Source organism: Glycomyces harbinensis (genome assembly GCF_900101745.1).
GTDB classification, from domain to species: Bacteria; Actinomycetota; Actinomycetes; order Mycobacteriales; family Micromonosporaceae; genus Glycomyces; species Glycomyces harbinensis.
This window is the reverse complement of record NZ_FNAD01000009.1, coordinates 196,182-211,484: the sequence shown is the minus strand read 5'-3', so window position 1 is coordinate 211,484 and position 15,303 is coordinate 196,182. Positions and strand designations below refer to the sequence as shown.

The 15,303-nt window shown below is 70.1% G+C and carries 17 protein-coding genes and 1 tRNA gene; 3 read left to right on the top strand and 15 right to left on the bottom strand.

All coding sequences use genetic code 11. The annotated features are described in order from the left end of the window. Positions 1–30: 30 nt before the first annotated feature. The 6 genes from BLQ63_RS16470 to BLQ63_RS16445 form a co-directional block, all read right to left on the bottom strand. On the bottom strand, positions 31–1,341 hold the full coding sequence (locus BLQ63_RS16470; RefSeq protein ID WP_091037527.1) for a hypothetical protein: 1,311 nt from the start codon (positions 1,339–1,341) through the stop codon (positions 31–33). Between the two features lie 32 nt (positions 1,342–1,373). Beyond that, positions 1,374–2,702: an ABC transporter permease gene (locus BLQ63_RS16465; protein ID WP_091037522.1), complete on the bottom strand. Its 1,329-nt coding sequence runs from the start codon at positions 2,700–2,702 to the stop codon at positions 1,374–1,376. 87 nt (positions 2,703–2,789) lie between these two features. Continuing rightward, a complete protein-coding gene (locus BLQ63_RS16460; protein WP_091037518.1) occupies positions 2,790–3,353 on the bottom strand; it encodes a DUF3180 domain-containing protein in 564 nt (187 codons plus the stop codon). Then, the gene (folK, locus tag BLQ63_RS16455; protein WP_091037513.1) at positions 3,346–3,867 is read right to left on the bottom strand and encodes a 2-amino-4-hydroxy-6-hydroxymethyldihydropteridine diphosphokinase; all 522 of its coding nucleotides are present in this window, start codon (positions 3,865–3,867) and stop codon (positions 3,346–3,348) included. The genes BLQ63_RS16460 and folK overlap by 8 nt, the downstream gene beginning before the upstream one ends. Next, the gene (gene folB / locus BLQ63_RS16450; protein WP_091037509.1) at positions 3,864–4,229 is read right to left on the bottom strand and encodes a dihydroneopterin aldolase; all 366 of its coding nucleotides are present in this window, start codon (positions 4,227–4,229) and stop codon (positions 3,864–3,866) included. Before folB ends, folK begins: the two co-directional genes overlap by 4 nt. Before the next feature lie 60 nt (positions 4,230–4,289). Beyond that, positions 4,290–4,952 carry a hypothetical protein gene (locus BLQ63_RS16445; protein ID WP_091037504.1) on the bottom strand — a complete coding sequence of 221 codons (663 nt, stop codon included), beginning with the start codon at positions 4,950–4,952 and terminating at the stop codon, positions 4,290–4,292. 182 nt (positions 4,953–5,134) lie between these two features. On the opposite strand from BLQ63_RS16445, the gene BLQ63_RS16440 reads away from it, so the two are divergent. Further along, positions 5,135–5,207 (top strand) — tRNA-Arg (locus BLQ63_RS16440). A 147-nt stretch (positions 5,208–5,354) separates the two neighbouring features. Here BLQ63_RS16440 and BLQ63_RS16435 read toward each other — a convergent pair. The 9 genes from BLQ63_RS16435 to BLQ63_RS16400 form a co-directional block, all read right to left on the bottom strand. Beyond that, on the bottom strand, positions 5,355–6,815 hold the full coding sequence (locus BLQ63_RS16435; protein ID WP_091037499.1) for a tyrosine-type recombinase/integrase: 1,461 nt from the start codon (positions 6,813–6,815) through the stop codon (positions 5,355–5,357). Continuing rightward, positions 6,815–7,036, bottom strand: a complete 222-nt coding sequence (locus BLQ63_RS16430) for a helix-turn-helix transcriptional regulator (protein WP_218125302.1) — start codon at positions 7,034–7,036, stop codon at positions 6,815–6,817. Before BLQ63_RS16430 ends, BLQ63_RS16435 begins: the two co-directional genes overlap by 1 nt. Before the next feature lie 55 nt (positions 7,037–7,091). Next, positions 7,092–9,014, bottom strand: coding sequence for a YfjI family protein (locus BLQ63_RS16425; protein ID WP_091037491.1), 1,923 nt, complete (start codon positions 9,012–9,014; stop codon positions 7,092–7,094). A gap of 25 nt (positions 9,015–9,039) precedes the next feature. Beyond that, positions 9,040–9,261 carry a hypothetical protein gene (locus BLQ63_RS16420; protein WP_091037487.1) on the bottom strand — a complete coding sequence of 74 codons (222 nt, stop codon included), beginning with the start codon at positions 9,259–9,261 and terminating at the stop codon, positions 9,040–9,042. 132 nt (positions 9,262–9,393) lie between these two features. Beyond that, complete coding sequence (locus BLQ63_RS16415; RefSeq protein ID WP_091037485.1) at positions 9,394–11,514, bottom strand: hypothetical protein; 2,121 nt, start codon at positions 11,512–11,514, stop codon at positions 9,394–9,396. Positions 11,515–11,592: 78 nt separating this feature from the next. Further along, the gene (locus tag BLQ63_RS16410) at positions 11,593–12,774 is read right to left on the bottom strand and encodes a DUF2637 domain-containing protein (RefSeq protein WP_091037483.1); all 1,182 of its coding nucleotides are present in this window, start codon (positions 12,772–12,774) and stop codon (positions 11,593–11,595) included. A 10-nt stretch (positions 12,775–12,784) separates the two neighbouring features. Next, on the bottom strand, positions 12,785–13,012 hold the full coding sequence (locus BLQ63_RS16405; RefSeq protein ID WP_091037481.1) for a hypothetical protein: 228 nt from the start codon (positions 13,010–13,012) through the stop codon (positions 12,785–12,787). A gap of 110 nt (positions 13,013–13,122) precedes the next feature. Then, entirely contained in the window at positions 13,123–13,281 is a 159-nt protein-coding gene (locus BLQ63_RS28510; RefSeq protein WP_177154971.1) for a hypothetical protein, read from the bottom strand. A gap of 89 nt (positions 13,282–13,370) precedes the next feature. Next, positions 13,371–13,586: a hypothetical protein gene (locus tag BLQ63_RS16400; protein ID WP_091037479.1), complete on the bottom strand. Its 216-nt coding sequence runs from the start codon at positions 13,584–13,586 to the stop codon at positions 13,371–13,373. 169 nt (positions 13,587–13,755) lie between these two features. Here BLQ63_RS16400 and BLQ63_RS16395 point away from each other — a divergent pair, with 169 nt between their 5' ends. Together BLQ63_RS16395 and BLQ63_RS16390 are read left to right on the top strand one after the other, a co-directional pair. Then, the gene (locus BLQ63_RS16395; protein WP_091037477.1) at positions 13,756–14,637 is read left to right on the top strand and encodes a winged helix-turn-helix domain-containing protein; all 882 of its coding nucleotides are present in this window, start codon (positions 13,756–13,758) and stop codon (positions 14,635–14,637) included. Next, positions 14,634–15,290 (top strand): HAD family hydrolase, encoded by a 657-nt coding sequence (locus BLQ63_RS16390; RefSeq protein ID WP_091037474.1) that lies wholly within the window; start codon positions 14,634–14,636, stop codon positions 15,288–15,290. The genes BLQ63_RS16395 and BLQ63_RS16390 overlap by 4 nt, the downstream gene beginning before the upstream one ends. Positions 15,291–15,303: the final 13 nt, after the last annotated feature.

Below are 15,303 nucleotides of genomic sequence, written 5' to 3'. Positions count from 1 at the left end.
CGGCCCCGCCACTGCATGTCCTGGAACGTGTTACTGGCGCTGCGCGTTGGCGTCCGGGAGGGTCGGTTCGAACAGGCCCGTGCCCGCCGGGGCCATGCCGTTCTGCGGCTCGTAGAGCTGCATCTCGCCCTGGAACGGCGGGAACTCCTCTTCCTCCACGGGCTCCTTCGGGCGGCCGAGCCGGTCCAGGCCGAAGGAGACGAACAGTCCCAGCAGCAGCACCCCGGCGAAGATCGCCTGCGAGTAGTCGGCCTGCCAGGAGCCCTCGCCCGCGTCCTCGACCGCCTGGCCCCAGAGGACGAGGCCGGCCCAGACCGCGATCGTGGCGAGCACGACGCCGAGGACGCCGCCGCTGCGGCCCCACAGGCTCGTGCCGCCGATGAGGACGATCGCGAAGGCGAGCACCTGGAGTTCGACCCCCGTCGGATAAGCGCCGTACGGGCCGAAGTTCAGCGAGTTCGCGCCCTCGATCGGGCCGAGCGCGAACACGTAGACCACATAGCCCGAACCCGCGGCCAGGAGCATCGACAGGATCGTGCCGCCCAGCAGCAGGAACACCGCCGGAGCGGAGCGCTCCTCGCCGTCGGTCATGCGCTTGACCGCGCTGAAGCCGTCCCGCACCCGCGGCGACAGGCCGATGAGGCCTCCCGCGACGGCGAGCACCGCCGTGCCGCCGAACAGGTAGAACCCGTTCGGCATGCCCGGCAGCGAATACGACTCGCGCGGCGCCAGGCGGTCCACGACCGGCAGCGCCGCGAGGATCAGGACGCCGACCGCGAGGCCCGCGAACCACGGCGGCACCCGGAAGGCCACCGCGAGCAGCACGTACAGCAGCCCGGCCGCCACCGCGGCGCCCGCCACGTAGGCGAGGTAGAGCCAGATGTTCGTCTCGACCGGAGTCGCCATCGTGACCGCGAACGCGAGCGCCGGCACCGCGAGGTTCACCGCGCCCAAGCGCAGCGACATGCCGATCGCCAAGGCCGCCAAGAGAACTGGAGTCAAGTACAGGGCGTGCCGGTCGAACGCGTCGAGGAGGGAGTCGAACTCGCCTCCGAAGAGCTCGTCCTCGCGCCGGTAGATCAGGAACAGCGCGTTCAGGGTCAGCAGGAGCAGGATCGCCCCCCACACGAACTGGAAGACGACGCGGTCGCGCCGCGGCCGCTCGTCGGCGACCATGAGCGGCTCGGCCTCCCGCCCCGCGAACGGGTCGACCGGTTGCGAGTCCACGCCGTTGCCGACCGCGGGTCGGCCGGTGCCGGGGGCGGCCGGGGGCGGCGTGAAGTCGAGCTGGCGGGTCTGGTCCAGCGCGGGCTCGTCGCGCTCTGGAGGTACATAGGTCATGGTTGTCGTCCCGGGGAGAGTCGGATCAGGGGTCAGCGGCCGTAGCGCCGGTCGTTGTCGGAGCCGAAGCGCGTGCCGTAGCCGTCGCGCAGGTCGTCGAAGGCCCCGGAGGCGCCGAACGGGTCGGCGGCGGCGGCGTTGGGAATGGGGCCGGTGTTGGTCCGGATGCCGCCGGTGTTGGCGGGGATGGCGCCGGTGTTGGCGGGGATGGCGCCGGAGTTCGTCGACCACGGGTCGCCGCCGGAGCCGAGGTCGGCGAGGTCCTCGTCGTAGCGCTCGTACTCGCCGGTGCGGTCCGGGCGCGGATCGTCGTCGCGCAGGTCGTCGACCGATCCGGCTCGGTTCGCGGTGGCCGCCTCGACGTCGTCGACGGCGTTCATGGCCTCGACCAGGCGGGTCACGAGGAACCCGGCGACGATGGCGCTCAAGGCGATCCAGCTCGGGTCGAAGCTCCAGCCGCGGCCTTCGGCGAGCCACATCAGCGACAATACGAGCAGGGCCGCGAACAGGGTGCCGCAGACGCCGCCGCGCCGGCCCAGGAGGCTGGTGCCGCCGAGCAGCGCCGCGCCGAGCGCGATCACGGTGAGCAGGATCGGGTCCGGAAGTCCCGCGCTCCCGGCGTCGGGGACGGTCGTCCACGCGGCGACGACGCCGGCGGCGCCCGCCAGGGACGAGGACAGCAGGATGCCGAGGAAGACCAGGCCGCCGCGGCCGTGCCGCTCCCCCGCGGGGGTGTCGCGGATCGGCGCGAGGCGTCCGCGGATGCCGGCGAACGCGCCGACCAGGCCGAGGAACAGCGACAGGCCGGCCGCGCCCGCGAGGGCCGCGAGCACGCCGGTGTCCGGCAGTGCGGACAGCATGAACGCGGACGGGTCGCCTGAGGTCCCGGCCCAGAGGCCGATCGCGCCGCCGACCGCGCCGCTGGCGGCCCAGCCGGGGGCGCGCAGCCACGCGGTGAGCGTCGCCAGGACGATGCCGACGAACACGGCGGCGCCCAGGCCCATGCCGAGGGCCACCGCCGAACCGGAGCCCGAGGCGTCGACGAAGAGCCAGGCGGCGAGGAGCGCGATCGGGCCGACGGCCAGGTTGACCGCGCCGACGCGCAGGGACACCGCCATCGCCGAGGCCAGCATCGCCACGGGGGCGAGGGCGGCGGCGAAGCCGTTCCAGGAGTTCTCGGCGAAGGGTCCGCCGGCGGCTTGGGTGAGGGCGAACAGGACGCCGCCGCCGAGCAGCAGCAGGCCGATCTCCCAGACCACGTGCACTGCCATGCGGTCGGACGGCGTCTCGTCGCCTCCGGTGGGGACGACGCTCATCTGCGAGGTCGAGTCGCGGTCTTTGGATGGGGAGTCGAATTTCATGGGGCGCACCTCTAAACGCGCGAACATATGGGGGATATGGGGAATGGGTTCAGCATCGGGGTCGCCGGGGAGGCGGGTCGGTGGCGGTCAGGGACGGGCGGGGCCGTCGTCGTCCTGCTCGTCGTCCTGCGGGGGAATGCGGCAGGAGTGTTCGAGCCAGAGCGCGGCCCCGGTGAGCGCGGCGCAGGCGATGGTGCCCAGCACCGCCGCGGGGAGGTCGTCGGCTGCGGCGGCGAGTCGGCCGGACTGGACCGCGAGCCACACGGTGAAGCCCAGGTAGGCGCCGAAGAAGGCGGTCCCGCCGATCGCGGCGGCCTTGGCGAGCACGGCGAAGCGGGCGATCTGGAGCGCGTGCTCCGGTCCGTCCAGCCTGCCGGGCGCCGCGGCCGGTCCGCCCTGGTCGACGGCGGCGGCGCGCACCTGCCTGCGGCTGGGGCGCAGCGCCTTGCGGGTGGTGTGGGCGAACCACGCCAGCAGCAAGGCCAGCGCGAAGATCACCAGGGAGTTGTGCCAGACCAGGTCGGGGGCCTGTTGGTAGTAGCGGGCGACGAGCAGCAGCGTGAGGGCGGCTCCTGCCAGTCCGGCCACCGCGAGGGTGGACGGAGCGGTAGGCCGCAGACTCGGCCCCGGACCGTGTTCGTCGTCACTCATACTGCTTTGACCATATCGGGTGGAGCCTGCGGAGTGCGCGCGCATCCGCCGCGATGGACTCGTCGCGTAGCAGGTCCCTCACTCGGCCGCGGCCGGGGAGCTCGGCGTCGCGGTCGATGGCGAACCACGGGACCAGGACGAACGCCCGCAGATGCGCGAGCGGGTGCGGGAGGGTCAGGTCCGGCTCGTCGCGGCGCACGGGCTCGCCGCCGTCGTGGACGGCGATGAGGTCGACGTCGAGCGTGCGGGGACCGTAGGGGCGCTCGGGGTCGCGGACGCGTCCGGCCTCGGCTTCGAGGCGCTGCCCGAGGGCGAGCCAGTCCTCCGGGCCGCGTTCGGGGTCGTCGGCGATGACGGCGATGTTGTAGTAGGCGGGCTGCTCGTCGTCGCCGCCCCACGGCGGGGTCTCGTAGACCTCCGAGACGAGGTCGGGGCGGACGGCCTCGAGGGCGGCGGTGAGGTTGGCCTCGCGGTCGCCGAGGTTGGCGCCCATGCTGAACACGACACGGCTCATCGGCGGGTCCTCTCGATGGTGACGGAGACGTCGGTGAACTGCTGGCTGATCGGGGCCTGCGGCTTGTGGACGGTGACGCGGGCGGCGGCGACGCGTTCGAGGCCGAGGCAGGCGTCGGCGAGGCGTTCGGCGAGGGTCTCGATGAGGTCGACCGGTTCGCCCGCGACGATGTCGGCGAGCGTGTCGGCGAGCGCGCCGTAGTCGACGGTGTGCTTGAGGTCGTCGCTGGCGGCGGCCTCGGCGGTGGAGGTCCGCAGGGAGACGTCGACGATGAAGTCCTGGCCGGCCTCCCGTTCATGGTCGAAGACGCCGTGGCGCCCGTGCACCCGCAGGCCGGACAAGGTGATCAGGTCGGTATCCACGCGCCGAGCCTACTCGAATCGCGGGGAAAGTCGAGGAAGGACGGTATAGGCGCAGGTGCCCTATGACGCGGCGGGCGGTTCGGCGTCCATGGCGCCGGCGCGCTTCGCGGCCTTCTTCGTGCGGAAGACGAACCAGGTGGCGGCGGCGAGCACGGCCCCGGCGAAGAGGATCGGCAGGAGCCGGAGGTTCGCGTCGAGCCAGTGCAGGATCTCGCCGTACTCGGCGTCGGGGTCGAACAGGACGACCGCGGCGGTGGCCGCGGCGATCGCGCCCGCGCCGGTGAACAGGCCGGACTTCCACCAGATGCCGAGGCTGAGGCGGCGCCCGAGGATGCCGGCGGCGTCGATGATGCGCTTGGCGCGCAGGGCCCGGACCGAGCCGATGAGGTAGGCCAGGCGCAGCACCTGGGCGCCGCCGGCGGCGGCGACGAGGCTCGCGAGCGTCAGGACGCAGACGAGGATCATCCACTTGTGCCGCCACAGCCACTCGCGCTTGTGCTCGGCGGCGACGAGCAGGACCACCGATTCAAACCACAGCACGGCCCCGGCGACCCAGCCGACGACCTTTCCGGCCAGGGCCGGGTTCCCGTCGGTCCAGATGGTGAGGAAGACGGCGGGCACGGAGACGCACACCGCGACGATGACCGGTATGCGCAGTTTGAACTGGAGGAAGCGGGCGAAGACGGTGAGTTTGTCGGGACGCCTACGGGGGGAAGGGGTCACGTCTCCAATTTACGGGTCGCGCGCTTCCCTCGGGGCCCCGCCCTCGGCGGAGCCGCACGGCGCGGATCGACGCCGTCCCAGGTGGATGGACGGCCGGGACGATGAGGGCCGCGCGGGCCGGAGCGCTCCCCTGACCGGCGGAGCGGTCCCGCCGCGAGGATCGGCTAGACTCTCTCCTCGTCGCCCCAGTAGCTCAGGGGATAGAGCAACGGTTTCCTAAACCGCAGGTCGCAGGTTCGATTCCTGCCTGGGGCACTCGCACCGCCCTCACAGACCAGCAAAAACGACCCTTGACCAGGCATTTCCCGGTCAAGGGTCGTTCTCGTCGTTCAGGTGGTGGTCCGGCTGGGTACGGCTCGGGACGGCCGATTCCGGCTCTCTGGTAAGAATTAGGTGAGATTTTTAGCCGGGCGAGTCCTCCTCACCACCTGGGGTTTCTTCCTTTTTCTCCTCGGTCTCCTCCTCGGCGATGGCCTCCAGGAGTCGCCGCTTGGCGCGCTTGCTGCTCCCGTCGATGCACTTCGCGTAGATCTTCAAGAGCGTTTCGATGCTGTGTCCGGCCCACTCGGCGACTTGGGCGACCTCGATTCCAGCGGCGAGCCACCCGGAGACGCAGGCGTGCCGGAGGTTGTAGGGGACGGCGGCGATGCCGCGCGTCAACTCGTCCTCGGTGAGCGCGTTCGGGCGCGACTCGCGCCAGACCTTGCTCACGCGCTCGGGTGACAGGACCCCGTTTTGCGGGCCGACGAAGAGGCGGTCTCCGGGGCCGTAGCCGAACTGGTTGATGTGCTTGCGGAGGATCGCAACCAAGCGGGGTTCGATGGGCACGATGCGTACTGCTTTCTCTCCTCGGTGCTTGAGTCGGCGGCGGCTCCTGCGCTGTGTGCGGTCGTCGTTGAACCGCGTCGGCGCGTGGGTGTCGGCCCGGCGGAGTCGGAATTCGCCGAACTGCTTGCCGTGCTCGGGGTGGTCCTCCCCCACTTCCGGCGGAAGCTCGACGTTCTCGCGGTGTAGTGCGATGGCCTCCTCCGGGCGGAGCCCGGCGCGGACCATGGTGGCGAAGAACGCTTCGAGCCGCTTCCCGAGTGCACCGTGGGCAACGACGGCCGCCAACAAGCGGTTGATTTGGTCTGAGTTGGGGACCACCGCAGGGTCCACGGTGTCGTCGCTCCTCTCCCGTCGCCAGGTCACGCCCTTGAGCGGGTTTGAGCGGAGCAACCGCATCTCCACGGCGTACTCCAGGAACCCGTTGACGGTGGTCCGGCGGCGGTTCGCGTAGTTCGCCGAGGCGGCTTTCCCGTCCTGCTTGCGGCTCAGTGCCTCCAGGACGCCACGGGCGAGGGCAGGGCCGGTCTGGTCATCTTCGAACGCGGTCATGTCGATCGTGTTGTCCTGCAACCAAGCGATCGTTGCCCGATGGCCATCGGGCAGCTCATCACCTTGGAGTCGAGCCGCATACGCCCACTCGCGGAGGGCCGCGCGGATCTCCTTGTCGGTGGGTCGCTGCTTGCCCGCCTTGAGTACGGCGAGCATCGCCTCACTCAGGCCTTCCGCGATGCTGAGCCGCTGGCGACTGCCCACGTGCGGCCAATGCGCCTCGGTGTACTGGAGCGTGGCCGCGTACCAGTCGGCCGCCGTCTTCTGGCGCAGTTCCGATTCAGGCAAGCCCGAGTCGATGTCGAAGCGTTCGCCGCGCGCGTAAGCGGTCATCAGCTCGGACTTGCGATTGTCGGCGGCCGTCTTGGCGCGCAGCGGCTCGCGCTGTCGCTCGCCGTCCACGGTCCATCGGACGGTGTACGTCTTGCCTTTCTTCCGCTCGCTGATCTTGTGTTCCCAGAAGGTGACTTTCCGGCTCCATCGCATCAGGCGCTCACCAGTTCCAGCGTTGCGAGCCACTTGTCATAGTCGGCGCGGCGGACACGAACTTGCCCGTTCGGGAGCTTGAAATGCTTCGGAGCCCGACCCTTGTTCTTCCAGTCGTTCCAGGTGGACTTGGAGATGCCGAGCTCGTCGTAGACCTCTTGCAAAGTCATGAGGCCTTTGGTCGGGTGTGAGGGTGTCGGATGAGCGGTTGCCCGTGTCATGCTGATGGTTCCTTCCTTCTTGGCGGACGGGAGGACGAGGGCCGGTGAGGAGCTGCTAGGCGAATTCACCGGCCACCGTCATGTCTGGGTGGAGGTCGAAGCGGGGCGAGGCGGGGCGGCCGCCTCGGCGGGGTGCGCGGGGGCGCTCGCGGAGGTAGCCGTGGTCGACCAGGCGGGCGGCGGCGTCGCGGACCTTGTCGGCAGTGCCGAGGCTGCGGCGGCCTCGGACGCCTCGGTACATGTCGCGGATGCTCATACCGGGCTTGCCGTGGCGGGTCAGCCAGGCGAGCAGTTCAGCGGCGGGGCCGACTTCGGCGCCGGTGCCCATGTACGACCAGACGCCGAGCGCGTGGTCGGCGAAGTAGTAGCCGAGCACGGTTGCCGCGTCGATGGTGTCGGCTTCGATCGGTGAGGCGTGGCCGGTGGTCGGGTACTGCGCCATGTGAAGCAGTCCGGCGATGCGCACGACGACACCGGTCCACTTGTTGGCCCAGTTCAGGATCGGTTCCCACGCGCCACCCGGGCCGAGACGCGGCTCCCGCTCGCGTTCCAGGGCAACGACGCGCTCGCGCGCTTCGGCCGTCAGCTCCAGGACGGCGGCCTCGGTGCGGTGGTGCATGGTGTGGACGATCCCGGACACCTTGCGCCCGTAGGCGGCCTTCACCGAACCGGGGACGGCCGCCGGTGCGGGGTTGCGAAACCCGACCCGCGAAGCGGGCAGGGAGAACAGGAACCGCGCCAACAGGCCCCGGTCCTCGAACCCCGGCATCCGCGCGGCTTCCCTCAGCACCTCGGGCTGGACTGCGAGGCCGACCGTGAGCGCCGGGGCGGCGACATACTCGGCCGGAGCCGACTTGCGAATGACCCGCAGCATGTCTCCGGCGTGGCCTTTGAGGAACACGTCGAGGTCGGGGACGCCGGAGTAGCGTCCGGCGATGGTCGCGAAGATCCCGCCTTCCGCGCTGAGGATTGCGAGGCGGCCGTCCTGCTCGGCAAGCAGCGACTTCGCGGCCTCGGGCGTGATGTCGTCGGCAACGAGCTTGGGTTGCACGGGGATCGTGACGGCGTCGGCCTCCATCGCGGCCGACTTCGCGCCGTTGGCCGCGTCGGGGTCACCGGGGTTCTTGGACGCGACGGCAAGAGCCTGCTCGGCGGCGCGCTTGGCAATCTCCGCCTCGGTGATCGCTTCGATGATGCGGGGCCGGGTGGCCTCGGCAAGTTCGGCCTCGGCGTCGAGGATCGGGCGGACCATCGCGGCGAACACGGACGACTTGCGGTTGCCCGGAGGCAGCGCGCAGCAGGTGAACAGGTTGGCCGGTTCGATCCAGTCGGGCCCGGCTTGGACGTGGACGCGGCCTTGCGCCGCAGTGGAGAGCGCGGCGAGGGCGACGGACCCCGCGAGGTCGGTTGGTGTCTGGGTGGCCTCGGCGACGGCGTCGACCATGTCGCCGAGCCAGTCGGGCAGGCACGCGGCTGGGAAGGCGGGCAGGGCGCGCACCTCGGTCAGCGGCACCGGGGCGGGCCACGCCTCGGCGTCGGTAGCGACGCCGTCGAGAGCGGCGCGGGAGAGCGCGACGACTTCCTCAAGGTCGCGGTTCCCGCCTTCCTTGGCGAGCTGGCCGATGCGAGCGGAGACGGCCGCGAGGTCGCGCCGCTTGGCGGCCTCGGCGATTCGGCCGGCATAGTAGGGCCCGCTGGCGGCAGTGGGCACGGCTTCGAGCAGATCGTGCAGGTAGGGGCCGCCTCCGGCCTTGCTGAGGTTGCCTTCCTCGTTGAGCCGGTGCGCCACGGCGAGCGCTTCGGTGGGCTTGCCCTCGGCGTGTTGGGCAGCGATGGCCTCCCAGATGATCATGTGTCGAGGCACGTCGAACGATCCGACGTCGACCAGGGCGGCGAGTTCGGGAACGGTGCGGCCGTCCATCATCGCCGCGCCGAGCACGGCGCGCTCGGCCTCGTGGGTCGGGTTCTTGGCTTTCATGACATTGACACCCCTTCGGTTCGGGTTACTTGGTGCCGCGTCGGTACTCGGCGCGGATCAGGTCGTAGACGTGGCGGCCGAGGCGGACGCGGCGGCCGGTGCCGTGGCAGGCGTTGCAGTAACCGGCGGCGTTGCGGCCGTCGGCCTTGCACCACCAGCAGCGGGCGAACGGGAAGGCCCAGCAGCGGAAGGCGTAGACGAGGGCGGCGGCGAGGCCGAGGGCGATAGCGGCGACGGTGAGGGTCACGGGAGGCTCCTTCGGGCGGTTTTTGGGTGAGGTCGGGGAAGGGCGCTAGCGGCTAACACCCTGGTCAGTGATCATTTGTTGCGCTAGCGGGCCTACTACCGGTAGCAGCGGGCCCGCTAGCGCTAGCGGCCCTTAGCGGCCCCCGGGGCGGCCCTCGCGGGCCGTATCGAGGTCGCCTCGGTTGAGGCCCCGGCGGTTGATCTGCTTGGCGCCCGAGCGGCGCGAGACGCCCTTGGACGCGAGCCCGTAGGCCTTGACGGCGGCCGTCAAGGTCTCGGTCTTCTCCTCGTCGGCGAGGTCGGCCCAGTGGCCGTACACGGCCGGGCGCAACTGCGCGAGGCGGTCGACCAGGGTCGTGTTCCACACGTTGGCCTCGCCGCCGGGCCAGATCGCGGCGAGGTCGTCCAGCAGGTTGAACTGCGGACCATCGGCCTCGGTCACTTCCCCGGCGGCGTAACCGGACAGGGTTCCTCGGGCGATGCGCAGGGCGCGGGCCCTGGCGGCGACGAGGTCGGCCGTGGGGCCGTCGACGTAGGCGCCCTTGACGATTTGCGGCGCCGGGGAGGCCCCGGCGAGGTAGAACACGCCGAGGTCGCGGCTGGTGAACATCGTTGCGCGCGTGCCGTTCTTGTAGGCCGAGGTCCCGAGGATCATGTCGTTTTCGACCTGCCCCATGACCCGCAGGCACGCGCGGGTGCCGACGTTGGCGGTCACGCCCGTGGGCAGCGAGTCCTTGTCCGGTCGCTGCGTCGACAACACCAGGCTGATGCCGAACGCGCGGCCGAGCTTGATGACCTTGGGCGCCAGCTCTTTCGCTTCCTTGCCGTACTCGGCGTGTGTGAACAGCTCCTGGACCTCATCGATCGCCGCGACTAGCGGGTGCAGCCCGAGGTCTTTGCGGGCGGCGAGTTCGGGCGTGACCTTGTTCTCGGGCACGAGGTCACGCGGGAGGTTCTTGATGACCTCGGCGCGGCGCAGGCACTCTTCGCGCAGGTCCCTCAGGGCTTGCAGCGCGGCCTTGACCGGGGCATCGTCAGCGCCCGAGGCGTAGCGGGTGGCGTAGGCCTCGGTGAACGCGAGGTCACCGGAGCCCTTGAGTTCGAACGCCCACACCTCGGCGCGCTCGTCCAGGCCCGCCGCGAGGAGCGGCAGTTTCATCAGGAACGTTTTGCCCATGCCGGGCAAGCTGCCCACCAACCAGTTGGTGAACATCAGCTCACCGCTGATGACCCGGCCCCGGGGGTCGATGCCGACCGGGAACGTGTCGAACAGGTCCACGGTGCCCTTGCGCGCCAACGGCCACGGGTAGGGAGCGGCGGCGGCGAGGTCTTCGTGCCCGACCCAGATCACCAGGCGTCCGGGGTGCACCTCGGGCTTGCCCTCAGGCCACACGCAACCGAGCGGGCGGCCGAGGGCACCGGCGAGGCGGTCGCGCCGCTCGCACACGTCCGAGGCGGTGACCCCGCCGGGAAGGTCGACCTCGGCGAGCCACCCGGGCCCGTCCTCGCGGATCGGCGAGGGCCAGTTCACGCGGTCCTCGGACTTGCCCGACGACAGTGCGGCGATGCCGATGCGCGACAGGGCGCGTTCGACCATGGGCGAGGTCAGCGGTTGCAGCTTCACCTTGACCACGGCGCGGGTCGCGAGCGGCTTGTCAGCGGGCTTCCCGGCGAGGCCGAGGGCGGCGACGGCGGCGGCTCCCGCGCCCCACAGCGCCAGCGGCGGGGCGGCGAGGGCGCCGACCGTGCCGAGCGCGACCAGGCCCAGGCCCGTGCAGGCGCAGACCGAACCGCGCCACCGCACCCGGCGGTCCCGCAGTCGCGCCAGGGACTGGTACGCCTGCCAATCGTGCCCGGCGACGGCGTCGGCCCGGGCGGGGCGGCCCTCGGCGTCCGAGGCCCAACGCCAGACCGCACCGACCGCACGGGCGGTGCCGACTGGGGCCCAAGCCATCAGGCGGGCGCCGTAGACCGGTACGCGCACCGCGTGGAACGCGCACCGGTAGGCGGCGAGTTGGCCGTACCGGGTGGCCGCGTTCAGCAGTCCGGACCGGGAGGTGGCCCAGGTCGGCAAGATCGCCTCGCGCTTGTCGGCGGCCGGACCCTTCCAGGACCGGATCGCCTCGGCGTCGTCCACCAGGACCGGGCCCGCCTCGGCGCGGCCGTCGTCGTCGGGCTCGATGGTTTCGATCTCGGGCTTGCGGCCGTTGATTTCGTCCTCGGCGGCCTGCCAGTCGTAGTTCTCGATAGTCATAGTCGTTGGCTCCCTTCCAGAGCGGTGTGGGGCGGTGGGGCCGGGCCGAGCAGCTGGCGCGGCCCCACCAGGGGTAAGTCAGTCGGCGGACGGGACGGTGAAAGACGAGTCAGCGGCGAGGGACAGCAGCCGCTTCGCCCGACCCGTACCGACCTTCAGATCGGTACGGGCCCGGTTGATGGAGACGGCCGTACCGGTCTCGGCGGCGAGGGTGCGGAGCCGGGCTACCAAGGTGGCGTCATCGGCGTTCCGCTTGACGGCCTTGGCCGTACCGGTACGGGCACGGGGCGGCTTGACCGGACCGTCCTGCTTGGACGCATCGGTCTTGCCCTCCTTGGCGGCCTTGGCGGCCTTGGCTTCGGAACGGGCAAGCTTGATGGCATCCTGGCGGGCGGCCTTCTCGGCGGCCTTCGCGTCGTGCTCGGCCTTGGCGGTGGCCTCGGCTGCGGCGCGGTCGGCTTCGACCGTGGCGAGCAGGGCGGCGGCGCCGGTGCCGACTCGGGAGCGAACGTCGAGGGACCAGGCGGCGAACGTCGACCGGGGGTAGCGGACCCAGCGTCGCCACCCGAACCGCTCGGGTGGGTCGGGGATGAGGCCGAGCTTGCGGAGCGCGTCGCGGTGCTTGGCACCCGAGCGGACCTCCCACACCACGATCGCGGCGAGCGAGGACGAGCCGAGGACGGCGGCCATGATCATGTCGTCGGCGTGCGCGCCGAAGTTGATCGCGGCAGCGAACCCGGCAGCGACCCAGGTCATGATGCGCGGGGTCAGGGCTCGTTCGCCCTTGAGCCGTTGCTGGTGCGCGGTGAGCGCCATCGCCAGGGCGGTGCCTTCCAGGAACGCGGCCATGCCGATCCCGATGGCGATCGGCCAGCCCCGATCAGTCGCGACTCCGATCTGACCGGAGACTGCCACGTACAGGGCCATGGCGTAGATCCCGGCCGAGTAGACGCCGGGCATGTTCCCCGCGACGTAGGCGGTCACCCGGGCGACGGCTGCGGTACGGCGCGCGGCGCGGGCCGCGCGGCGGGTACGGCGGGCTTCCGTCTTGCGGGTGGTCTCGGCGGACTTGGCGGTGGACTTCGCCTCGCGCTCGGCGGCACGGTTGGCGATCCGGCGGGCCTCCAGGTCGGCCTCAGCGGCGGCGGCGCGGATCTTCCGATCGGTCTCGGCATCGCGGACGGCGATCTTGGCGTCCGCGTTGGCGGCGAGGGTGCGGGCCTTGGCTTCTGCCTCGGCCTCAACGTAAGTGGTTGCCACGGTGAACCCCTTAGGACAGTGAGAAGGTCGGGAAGCCGGGAGCGACGGTGTCGCCGAGGGCGCGGTCAATGTCGAAGGCCACGAACCGCTCGGGGTTGGGGCCGGTGAGGGCGCGGTCGAGTTCGGCAAGGTCGCGCTCGATCCGGGGCCACTCGATCTCGATCGCGTCGAGGTCGGCGAACGTGGGCTCAGCGTCGAACCAGTCGGGGCGGTCCGGGGTCGCGATTGCGGTGGTCATGTTGTCTCCCTTGGTGTCTTGGCGGACGGGATTGGCTTGGCTTCATCAGCGGGTCGGGAGCCACCCGGGCCCGGACGCGAACCCCGCAGTACGGGGCCGCGTTTCGCCGGTCAGCGCTTGACGTTCACGGTCATCGAGCCCCGCGCCCCCTTGCCCGCAGCGGCGATGTTCGCCGTCGCACCGTCGCCGATCGCGCCGATCACCTCGCTCTGCACCACCGTGGTCTTGCCACCGTCATTGGTCGTGATGTCGTTGGTGCTCTTACCCATCGGGAGTCCTCCTGTCAGTGCGGCTTGGCTCATCAGCGGGGAGGGAGCCACCCTCACCCGGACCACGGGCCCGAGGGCCCGGGTTTCGCCTAGACGCTGGAGGTCTGCGCCTGCGGCGACTCAAGCCGCTGAAACGACAGGATGATGATGTTGTTGCCGGGGTTCTCCCCGTTGAGGTAGTCGTGCATCTCCTTCACGACGTCGCCGGTGAGCGGCCGGGTCAGGGTGAAGATCGCGTAGCCGAAACCGAAGTTGCCGCCGTGGTCGGCGATGCGGGAGTAGGAGACGTAGTAGTCGTTCTTCATGGGTGGCCCTGCTTTCAATGTCTTGGCGGACGGGAGAGCGCCGGTTGACGCCTTGCCCAACCTGGCTAGTCAGGTTGGAATGGACATGACCTTACTGAGCCTGGCTAGTCATGTCAACCGTTCGGGGAAGAAATTTCCATCCTGGCTAGCCAGGTGCTAGCGTGGGGGCATGGATGACTACACAGACGAGTACGACTTCCTGGGGAAACTCGATCCGGACAGCTCTGACAGCTCGTCACTCCAGATCGCAAACCGCCTCAAGGCAGCGATCCTCACGGGCAAGTTCGCGCCCGGCGAGACGCTGCCCTCCAACCAGAAACTCCAGAACCGTTTCGGTGTCGCCCGCGAGACCGTCAAGAGCGCGTTCAAAATCCTCACTGACAAGGACAAGCTCGTCGTCACCCAGCAGGGCCGACTGCCGCGAGTCCGGGTCAAGACGCACCGCACTGTGGAACTGCGGCCGCACGTCGAATCGCTCTTCAAGGACGATCACGTAGCCATTGACTTCGCGGGGTTCTCCGGCGAGACGCTCAAGGGAGTGGTGCTCGAACCACTCGACCGCATCCGTATGGGCGAGTTGACCCCTCAGGACATCAAGTTGCGGATCATGGTGTCTGACATGCGGCTTCCGATGTCGCTGCCGATCCCTGTCGACCCGACCCAGGACGCGGCGAGCGTGACCGAGCGGATGGCTCGGATCACTGACCGGGCCTTGGAAACCATCGTCAACGACGTGCGTGAGCTGGAAGAACTCGGCCTCATCAAGTCAGGCTCGGTCGAGGTTCGAATGCACGGCATCGCCCCGGTCTTCAAGCTCTTCATCCTCAACAACGCCGAAGTGTTCTTCGGCTTCTACCCGATCGTTCAGCACTCGGTGCCCATCAACGGCGACCGCGTCGAGATCTTCGACCCCATGGGCAAGGACGCCAGCCTGTTCCACTTCTCCAGCACGGGGGAGGACTCCGAGCAGGGCGAAATGTTCGTCAGCGCCGCGCGCACCTGGTTCGACTCGCTGTGGGACACCGTCGCGACCGCGCGGGACATCGGATGAAGCTCGACCCGCAGACAGCCCTAGCGGGCAAGTCGCTATTGCTGCTCGACTTCGACGGGCCCGTATGCAGCGTCTTCGCCGGATATCCCGCGCCGCAGATCGCGGCTGAACTGGTCGTCGAGCTGCGGACCTTCGCCCCCCAACTTGCCGACACCCTTGGCAGTGAGAGAGATCCGATGGAAGTGCTACGCGCTGCCGCCGGTTCCCTTTCTCGCGCCGAGGTCGAGAGGGTCGATGAGCAGTTGACGCAGGCCGAGCTAGCAGCGGTTGAGTCGGCCGAGCCGACTGCCGGCATGGCCGACCTCATCGCCACCGCACGGCGAGTAGGCCTCGCCGTCGCAGTGGTGAGCAACAACAGCGCGGGCCCGATCGCGAAGTACCTCAAGCGCCACGGGCTTGACGGCGACATCGGCGCTGTCATCGGTCGGCCGTTCGGCCGTCCGGAGAGGATGAAGCCAGATCCGTATCTGTTGCACGAGGCGCTGAGCGCGATCAAGGTCGGTGCCTCGGATGCGGTCTTCATCGGCGACTCGCTAACCGATGTCGAGGCCGGGACGTCGGCCGGGGTGATGACGGTCGGCTTCGCCAACAAGCCCGGGAAAGCCCTGAGGCTCAGGGAGGCCGGAGCCGAGGTCGTTGTGGACTCCTTCTGACCAGCAACGAAGA